Genomic DNA, 8,071 nt, shown 5'->3' with positions numbered 1-8,071 from the left:
ACGATGGCCCTTGCGGCTCTCCCCTCCCAGAGGGCCGACCAGCGGAAAGTCATCCTGTGGAGGAGAAAAAAGGAGGCTTCCAAACTTTTCTCGTTGTCCCTTGCTCTCGGGAAGACCCTCCCTGTCCCTCCCTACGAGGGAGGGAACCTGTCTTCTGTCGCGAGGCGAAACGACGGCCTTTGCGGCTCTCCCTATGAGGGAGAGGACTTGTTTTCGGACGTCCCGCCTGATACTGACCGTGCGTCTCTCCCCTCATAGGGGAGATTAAGAGGGGTCTTTCCGACGCTGGTGGTTGTCTCTGCCTACGCAAGACCCACCCTGCCCTGGAAGCGTCTCCTGACGCTGGGTGCCTGAAGAACAGCGTCCCGTGTTCGGAAACCGATTCACCGACCATTTCGCCAACTGCCATTCCGTGGTCTCCCCGATTCGCCATTCCCCATCCATAACCGAATCAATAAAAGCGATCGGGAAGCATTCGGCGTGGCAGTCGTAGGTATGAATCCTGCAGTTGCTATTTGCGGGTTCGTACTTTTTCGATTTACCCCCTTTTGCATGGAAGCTCCCGACGATCTACGTGGCCTGTTTTGCAACCGGACCCTCAACCTCCGGGGCATTAAGGCCATCGGCTACGACATGGACTACACGCTCGTTCACTACCACATGCGGGAGTGGGAGCAGCGGGCGTACAGCTTTATCAAGGAAGGCCTCCTGGCGAAAGGATGGCCGATCGACCACCTCACGTTCGACCCGGACCTGGTTATCCGGGGGCTGGTGATCGATACGGATCACGGCAATGTGGTGAAGGCCAACCGCTTCGGCTACGTCAAGCGGACCTTCCACGGTACCGAGCCGCTCGGATACCGCGAGCAGAAGAACGTGTATCAGCGCACGCTCGTGGACCTCAGCGAGGACCGGTGGGAGTTTCTGAATACGCTCTTCGCGATCTCGTCGGCCTGCATGTATATGCAGCTGGTGGACCTGCTGGACGAGGGCAAGCTGTCCACGTCGATGGGCTATCACGACCTGTACGAGGAGGTCCGGCAGACGCTCGACGAGGCCCACATGGAGGGTAGGTTGAAGCAGGAAATCATCAGCGAGCCGGAGCGGTTCGTCGACCTCGACCCGGAAATGCCGCTGGCCCTTCTCGATCAGAAGCGGGCGGGTAAGAAGCTCCTGCTCATTACGAACTCGGAATGGGACTACGCACGCCCGATGCTCGAGTACGTCTTCAACGACGTCCTGCCGGGCGACATGACGTGGCGCGACCTGTTCGACCTGTCGATCGTCGGCGCCCGGAAGCCGGACTTCTTCTCCGTGCGCATGCCGGCCTTTCGGGTGGTGAACGACGACGGCATGCTCCGCGAGCACAAGTCGGGCCCGCTGCAGGAGGAGTGCGTCTACGTCGGAGGCAATGCGCCGCTGGTGGAGGAAAGCCTGGGCCTGCGCGGGGAGGAGATCCTCTACATCGGCGATCACCTCTTCGTCGACGTGAACGTGTCGAAGAAGGTGCTGCGCTGGCGTACGGCGCTGGTCGTCCGCGAGCTGGAGGAGGAGATCGAGGCCTACCGGCAGTTCGCCGAGCGACAGGAGGAACTCTCCCGGCTCATGCGGCAGAAAGAGGAGCTGGAGGCCGACTACTCGTCCCTTCGCCTGCAGCTTCAGCGGTCGCAGGACGACTACGGCCCCCGGGATCACCGCCCGCCGTCCGTGATTGAGAACGAGATGACCACCCTGCGGGACGACCTGGTGGCGCTGGATGAGAAAATCGCCCCTCTCGCCAAGGCCTCAAGCCGGCTGGTGAACGAGAACTGGGGACCGCTCCTGCGCACGGGCAAGGACAAGAGCATGTTCGCCCGTCAAGTGGAGCGATACGCCGACGTGTACACCGGCCGCGTCAGCAATTTCCTGCACCACACCCCGTTCATTTACCTCCGCTCGCACCGCGGCAGCCTCCCCCACGACGATGCCGCCAGCGAGGACGGCGCCTACACTACGACGTCCGGGTATGAATGGGATGAGGCGACGGCGAAAGAACGAGGGTGAAGGTTTGATAATCGCACCACCACACCACCACACCGTCGCACGGCCGTGCGACGGTGGTGTGGTGTGGGTTCGCTTTGAACCCTGAACCTACCCCCGTATCCGGCACGTGGCCTGGGCGCGGGCGGCGGTCTTGCCGTTGGGTAGGCGGACGGTCGCTTCCAAGAAGAGCTGGCGACCTGCGCGCTCGGCGACCCGGCCCTCGACGTCGATGTAGTCGACTGACGGCGGCACGGGGCGAAGATACTGGGTGCTCATCTGCGTTGTGACGCTCGGCGGGGCAACGAGAAAGCTGAGGGGGCCGAGCGTGTTGTCTATTGCCGCGGCGATGTAGCCGCCCTGCATCAGGCGAAGCGGGTTCTGATACCGCTCGCGGACGGGCAACCGAACGACCAGCACCTCCGCCTCCTCGTCGTAGGAAATCGCCTCCGCGCCCATGTCCTCGTAGCACGGAGGTGGGAGCTGCAGGTCGGTATCTTCAGGCACGCACTCGCGGAGACGCTGCAGGATGTCAGGCATACGGCGGTATTTAGGTTTGAAGGTGTGAAGGTTTGATAATCGCACCACCGTCGGACGGCCGTGCGAGGGTGGTGTGTTCGTTGAACCCTGAACCTTGAACGCTGAACCCTGAACGTATCTACTCCGGATCCGGGACTTCGGCCATGACGATGGGGCCGCAGGGGCCGCCGAAGCGCATGCCGACGCGGGCGCTCGCGTAGGCGTAGGCGTCGAACGAATTGAGACCATGCTCGTCCATCAGCAGCTCGTACGCCTGGTCGAGTGCGGACTGGTGCGCTTCTTCGAGCGTCGGGCCAATCCCCATGCACAGGGTCGTATTGCCGAGGCGAATCCGGGGCGTGGGCGGAGCAGCGCCTTTTTCCACATCCACATGGAGGCGTGCACTGCCGGCGGCTTCGATCGCGACCCAGGTCGGCTCGGCCCGGCCCATCGCCGCGTGCAGGTCGCCGACCGAGAGCAGGCCGCCGTCCACCTCAACGGGCAAACGCAGCGTGGCGCCGGGCGACAGCTCCCGCAGGTCCATGTTGCCGCCAAACGGGTAGGACGGCTGAAACGTGGACCCTTCCCCCTCCGCCGGTGCAACCCCGATGCAGCCGATCATCGGCTCGAGCGGAACGCTCAGGTCGTCGCTGATCCGCAGGCTATCGCCGTCGATCTCAATCTCGCGCGTCCGCGTCGCGTCCGTTCGTTCACCCAGCCCGCCGAACGCCGGCATCCAGACCGACCACGCGCGTCGGACCTTGACGTCGAGGATGTCGATGACGAGGGCATCGCCCGGCTCGGCTCCCTTCACCGCGACCGGACCGGTCACCATGTTGAACGTTTCGAGGCCGATATCCTCCACCGATTCGCCATTGTGCAGGCGTTCGTACGCGACATCGCCCGTCTCGAAGGTCACGATGTCATCCGGCTCGACCGCCGTTGCCGGGGGGTGGTGTCGGTCGAACGTGGCCGTGCGATGATCCGTGCTGACGACATGCTCTTGCATAGCGGTAGGCAACCTGAGTGGTGGGTGCGGATGCCACCAAGAACGTGCTGTGAGAGCATGTTCGCAAGAAGAACCTGCATCGGGCACAGGCACGGCCGTTTCGGAGGGTTACACATACAAAAAACCCTCGCCTCCAGGTGGAGACGAGGGCAAAACGGTGCGGCGCGAACGTCAGGCCGCCGGTTTGTTGGCTGTGCCGTTACCGGCCGCCGCCCGGTCCGCTATTGCCGCCCTGCTGAGGGGACGGGGGACGCATCGGCTGCACGGCGTAGCTTGCCACTTTCCACTCACCCTCTTCCTTCGTGGTGAGAATCACTTCGTTGAAGGTGGCGGGCTTGTACTTGGCCTCGTAGCGGAGAACGACGAAGGGTCCGCCATCGACCTGCGGAAGCGATTCGCGGTACTGCGCGGCCGCAAATTCACGGGACTGCACGTCGCCGAGCTGGCTTTTCTTCTGCTCGTTCTTCTGCGACCAGACCTTCTGCTCCACCTGGTCCTGCATCATGGATGCAGCCGCTTCGTAGCTGGCGTCATACTGACCGTCGTCATTGGTCTTGAGCCACTCCTGCGCCACGGCGCGGGCCTCCTCCGTGACCGCCGCGGTATCAACCGCCGCCTCACCGGAGTCCTGGGCCATCACCGGCAGACCGGCGAAGAGAAGCACACTCATCACGAAAGCAAACGTACTGTGCACGATACGTTTCATATGGATAGGGCATCTTTCAATAGAAAAGTTGAGCCGTACGCCCACCGAGGACGACCATCGGAACAACGGAGCGACGCCGGAAGCACTCGTCCATACCGACCCACGCCCAATGCGGTCCGCCCGTTAGAATCTTCACAAAAGGCTCGTGCCGTCGTCTGACGCGCCTGAGCCTCCGTAACCCCATGTCTGTGTCGAACTTACGGCACCGCATCGTGCGCCCCGTGCACCGACATCGCTCCGCCCGACCCGATCGTTGACCGGGAACCTCCCCGTTGACACTCTGTCAAAGAGTGTGGTTGACACGGTGTCAATCAATGATTTCGTGTCAGCGAAAAAGGCGGGACGCGCTGCACTCTTTCTTTCCCCGACCCCATTCCACCCTGATGTCGATCGAAGAACGACGGCGCGAAGAAAAAGAGCAGCGACGGCACAGTATCATCGATGCGGCGGAGACCGCACTCGTGGACAAGCGCGTCGAGGCGCTGACCATGTCGGACGTGTCATCGAACGCACGCCTGAGCCGCAGCCTGCTGTACGTCTACTTCGAGGATCTGGATGACATCGTGTTGGCTGTGACGCGGCGCGGTTTCCAAAACCTTCTCGACCGCTTCCGGGCGGCGGTCGGACACCACGACACCGGGCTGATGCAGATTCGCGCGGTCGGCGAGGCGTACGTGGATTTCGCGCGGGAGGAGCCGACCTACTTCGACCTCGTCGCTCGCTTCGAGGCACGAACGGCGGATGCGGATCAGGCATCCGAGAACGAACGCGCCTGCGTCGCCCTTGGAGATGACGTGATGGATGTCATGACGACAGCGATCGAGTCGGGCATCGACGACGGGTCGATCCGGGAGGAACTCTCCCCGACCGAGACCGCCGTCACCCTCTGGGGCTTCACCCACGGCCTCATCCAGCTGGCCGTACACAAAAGCGACATGCTGAACCTGCGCCACGGACTGGATCCGGATATGCTTGTCGAACGCGCGCTTGACCTCGCCGGGGTGGGCCTGACCGGACGTGCCGCTCACCCGATCTGCCGATCCGATATCGTCCATATGATGGAGGGCGGCTGATCCACTCCGTAACCCCCCACCGGACCCGTGCGTCCGGTCTTTTTTTTACCCATGCATTGACACTCTGTCAACGACCGATGATCTGTCAACGGATAGTTCGGGCACTTGTCCTCCGCATAAAGCCGACGCTGCGGCGCGTGACGCCGATCGTGGTGGGGCTCGCCCTGCTCGTGCCGCCCGCCAATGGCCAGAGCGCGCCCGTGCCCGCCGACACGGTGCAGACGCCGGTTGTCGACGTGCTCGTCCAGGACGCGCTGGACCGGAATCTCACCCTCAGACAGCAGGTCCTCGCGCTCGATCGGGCCGACGCAGCGGTCGATGAGGCCCGCGGCGGCTTCCTCCCGCAGTTGGACGCCCAGGCGCGCTACACGCGTGCTGCCGGAGGTCGAACGATCGACTTCCCGGTCGGCGACCTCCTGAATCCGGTCTACGAAACCCTCAACACCCTGACACCGCCCGACGCCCCGGGCTTTCAACCTATCCAGAACCGGGAGATCGCCTTCCTCCGCGAGCGGGAGCAGGACACCCGCCTTCGCCTTCAGCAACCCCTCTTCGCGCCGGCCACCCTCTACGGATATCGTGCGCGGAAGGATGAGCGCCGGGCGGAGAAAGCATCGACGGATGCCACGCGACGCGCCGTCATCCGCGACGTGCAAACGGCCTACTTCCGCTACCGCCAAGCCTCCGAACAGGTCGACATCCTGGAGGCCACCTACGAGAGGGTCCAAGAGAACCTCCGGGCCAGCCGACGGCTCGTGGAGGCCGGCAAGGCGACCCCCGACGCCACGTTCCGCGCAGAAGCCGAGGTGCTGGCCGTGGAGCAACGGCAAACCGAGGCCGAGGCGGGGCAACGACAGGCACGGAGCGCCCTCAACCTGCTCTTCGACCGCCCGCTCGATACGCCGATTCCCTCGCCCCGGCTGAGCACCGCGTCCCTGGTCGACCGGCAGATTCGGTCGCTGCCGATTCCGGTGCGCCCGGTGGAGACGCGGTCGGGGCTCGTCCCGCTGCAGGCGAGGGCGCAATCCGATCGGCCGGAGCTGAAGCAAGTGTCAGCCGCCGTCGACGCCACCCGGGATCAGCGGCGAGTCGCGCAAACCGCCTATCTGCCGACGGTTTCGGTCGTTCTGGAGGGCGGCATTCAGGGAACGACCTACCGTGTCGGCGACGATGCGCGCTTCGGGCTCGCCTCCGTCGTGCTGCAGTGGAATTTGTTTAACGGCCTCCGCGACCGCTCTCGCGTCGAGCAAGCTGAGCTGTCCGCCCGACAACTCGACATCCGACGCGACGCTCTCTCCCGCCAGATTGACCTGCAGGTCCAGCAGGCCCTCGACGACGTGCGCGTAGCCCTTCGGTCCCTCGAAACCGCCGAGGCCCGTGTCCGGGCAGCGCAGTCCAGCTTTCGCCTGACGAAACGCCGGTACGACGTCGGACGCGCCAGTCTCGTCACCTTCACGGACGCGCTGTCGACGCTCACGGAGGCCGAGTTGAACCTCGCAGTCACTCGCTACACCCTGCTGACCCGCCTCGCCGAACTCCGGTACGCCGCCGGCCTCCCGATGACGCCACCTGTCGATGCCCGGCGATAGACCGACCCTCTCCTCATTCTTTCCAGACCGACGCCTGCTTCCTGCCATGATGGATCCCATCCCTCGCATGCTTCCTCTCGCCGGAGTTCCGCTTCTCGTGCTTGCCCTGGTTCTATTGGGCTGTACGGCCGATGCCGACCCGGTTCCCCCCGCCTCGACGGTGCCCGTCGTAGAAACCGTTCCCGCGGAAGCCGCGACGACGCCCCTGCCGATTCGCACGAGCGGCCGCCTGGTCGCAAGCACGGAGCTCCCGCTGTCATTCAAGATCGGCGGGGTCGTCGCTCGCGTGCTCGTGGACGAGGGCGAACGGGTGTCCCGCGGGCAGACGCTCGCCCGCCTTGACCTGTCGGAAATCAACGCTCGCGTTGCCGAAGCGGAAAGCGCGCTGGAGAAAGCGCGGCGGGACCTGGAGAGAACGCGCACGCTGCAGCAGGACTCGGTCGCGACGGTGGAGGAGTTACAGGACGCGGGCACCGCCGTCGAGGTGGCGGAGGCACGGCTGGACGCCGCACGGTTCAACCGAAAGCATGCGGTTATCACCGCTCCCTCCGGCGGTCGCGTCCTCCAGCGCATGGTCGAAGCCGGCGAAACCGTGTCCGGCGGACAACCCATCCTCGCGCTCGGGGCGGACGCCTCCGGGTTCGTGCTCCGCGTCGGACTCCCCGATGAGGACATCGTGATGCTCACGCCGGGGGATTCGGCCTCCGTACGCCTCCGCGCGTTCGGTGACCGGTCGTTTCCGGCCCGCGTGACGGAGATCGCCGGTGCCGCCTCGCGTCCCGCCGGCACGTTCAACGTCGAACTCCGCATCGATCGCACGCTGCCGGACCGGTTCAAGGATCGCCTCCGGTCCGGATTCACCGGCACGGCGGACATTTTCCCGAAAACGCCCACCGATCACGTCCTGCTTCCCGCCTCGGCCCTGGTCGAAGGCGACGGTCGGACCGGGATCGTCTTCGAAGTTGCCGACGCGCGCGACTCCGTTGGCACCGCACAGCGACGCCAGGTCGACCTGGTCGGCTTCGAGGGGTCGCACGTCGCCATTCGCGGACTCGATGCCGGCACCCCGGTCATCACGCGGGGCGGGCCCGGCCTCCGCGACGGAGACGCGGTTCGCCTCGCCCCCGCCCACCCGTAGCGAATCCCGATTCGGTCC

At 64.7% G+C, this 8,071-nt stretch carries 8 protein-coding genes; 5 read left to right on the top strand and 3 right to left on the bottom strand.

Going from position 1 to position 8,071, the window contains the following annotated elements:
- Together ACFCU0_RS14980 and ACFCU0_RS14975 are read left to right on the top strand one after the other, a co-directional pair.
- Positions 1–258: hypothetical protein (locus tag ACFCU0_RS14980; RefSeq protein WP_434974489.1), on the top strand; the 258-nt coding region annotated here is incomplete at its 5' end.
- A gap of 294 nt (positions 259–552) precedes the next feature.
- Complete coding sequence (locus tag ACFCU0_RS14975) at positions 553–2,043, top strand: HAD-IG family 5'-nucleotidase (protein ID WP_434974488.1); 1,491 nt, start codon at positions 553–555, stop codon at positions 2,041–2,043.
- 87 nt (positions 2,044–2,130) lie between these two features.
- On the opposite strand, the gene ACFCU0_RS14970 is transcribed toward ACFCU0_RS14975, so the two are convergent.
- From ACFCU0_RS14970 to ACFCU0_RS14960, 3 genes are all read right to left on the bottom strand, one after another.
- On the bottom strand, positions 2,131–2,559 hold the full coding sequence (locus ACFCU0_RS14970; RefSeq protein WP_434974487.1) for a PaaI family thioesterase: 429 nt from the start codon (positions 2,557–2,559) through the stop codon (positions 2,131–2,133).
- Between the two features lie 118 nt (positions 2,560–2,677).
- Positions 2,678–3,547 (bottom strand): acetamidase/formamidase family protein, encoded by an 870-nt coding sequence (locus ACFCU0_RS14965; protein ID WP_434974486.1) that lies wholly within the window; start codon positions 3,545–3,547, stop codon positions 2,678–2,680.
- Between the two features lie 199 nt (positions 3,548–3,746).
- Positions 3,747–4,253: a DUF4019 domain-containing protein gene (locus tag ACFCU0_RS14960; RefSeq protein ID WP_434974485.1), complete on the bottom strand. Its 507-nt coding sequence runs from the start codon at positions 4,251–4,253 to the stop codon at positions 3,747–3,749.
- Positions 4,254–4,636: 383 nt separating this feature from the next.
- On the opposite strand from ACFCU0_RS14960, the gene ACFCU0_RS14955 reads away from it, so the two are divergent.
- The 3 genes from ACFCU0_RS14955 to ACFCU0_RS14945 all read left to right on the top strand — a co-directional run bounded on the left by ACFCU0_RS14955 (position 4,637) and on the right by ACFCU0_RS14945 (position 8,053).
- Positions 4,637–5,326 (top strand): TetR/AcrR family transcriptional regulator, encoded by a 690-nt coding sequence (locus ACFCU0_RS14955; protein WP_434974484.1) that lies wholly within the window; start codon positions 4,637–4,639, stop codon positions 5,324–5,326.
- A gap of 77 nt (positions 5,327–5,403) precedes the next feature.
- Positions 5,404–6,915 (top strand): TolC family protein, encoded by a 1,512-nt coding sequence (locus ACFCU0_RS14950; RefSeq protein WP_434974483.1) that lies wholly within the window; start codon positions 5,404–5,406, stop codon positions 6,913–6,915.
- Between the two features lie 46 nt (positions 6,916–6,961).
- Positions 6,962–8,053: an efflux RND transporter periplasmic adaptor subunit gene (locus tag ACFCU0_RS14945; RefSeq protein WP_434974482.1), complete on the top strand. Its 1,092-nt coding sequence runs from the start codon at positions 6,962–6,964 to the stop codon at positions 8,051–8,053.
- Positions 8,054–8,071 lie beyond the last annotated feature (18 nt).

The organism is Longibacter sp., assembly GCF_051155795.1.
GTDB lineage: Bacteria > Bacteroidota > Rhodothermia > Rhodothermales > Salinibacteraceae > Longibacter.
Note: the sequence above shows the minus strand (reverse complement) of the source record. Positions and strands in the feature narration are given on the sequence as shown.

Excerpts from the sequence above, each read along its gene's own strand:
- ACFCU0_RS14975 (WP_434974488.1), top strand. The coding sequence starts at position 553 with ATGGAAGCTCCCGACGATCTACGTGGCCTGTTTTGCAACCGGACCCTC.
- ACFCU0_RS14970 (WP_434974487.1), bottom strand. The coding sequence starts at position 2,559 with ATGCCTGACATCCTGCAGCGTCTCCGCGAGTGCGTGCCTGAAGATACC.
- ACFCU0_RS14965 (WP_434974486.1), bottom strand. The coding sequence starts at position 3,547 with ATGCAAGAGCATGTCGTCAGCACGGATCATCGCACGGCCACGTTCGAC.
- ACFCU0_RS14960 (WP_434974485.1), bottom strand. The coding sequence starts at position 4,253 with ATGAAACGTATCGTGCACAGTACGTTTGCTTTCGTGATGAGTGTGCTT.
- ACFCU0_RS14955 (WP_434974484.1), top strand. The coding sequence starts at position 4,637 with ATGTCGATCGAAGAACGACGGCGCGAAGAAAAAGAGCAGCGACGGCAC.
- ACFCU0_RS14950 (WP_434974483.1), top strand. The coding sequence starts at position 5,404 with ATGATCTGTCAACGGATAGTTCGGGCACTTGTCCTCCGCATAAAGCCG.
- ACFCU0_RS14945 (WP_434974482.1), top strand. The coding sequence starts at position 6,962 with ATGATGGATCCCATCCCTCGCATGCTTCCTCTCGCCGGAGTTCCGCTT.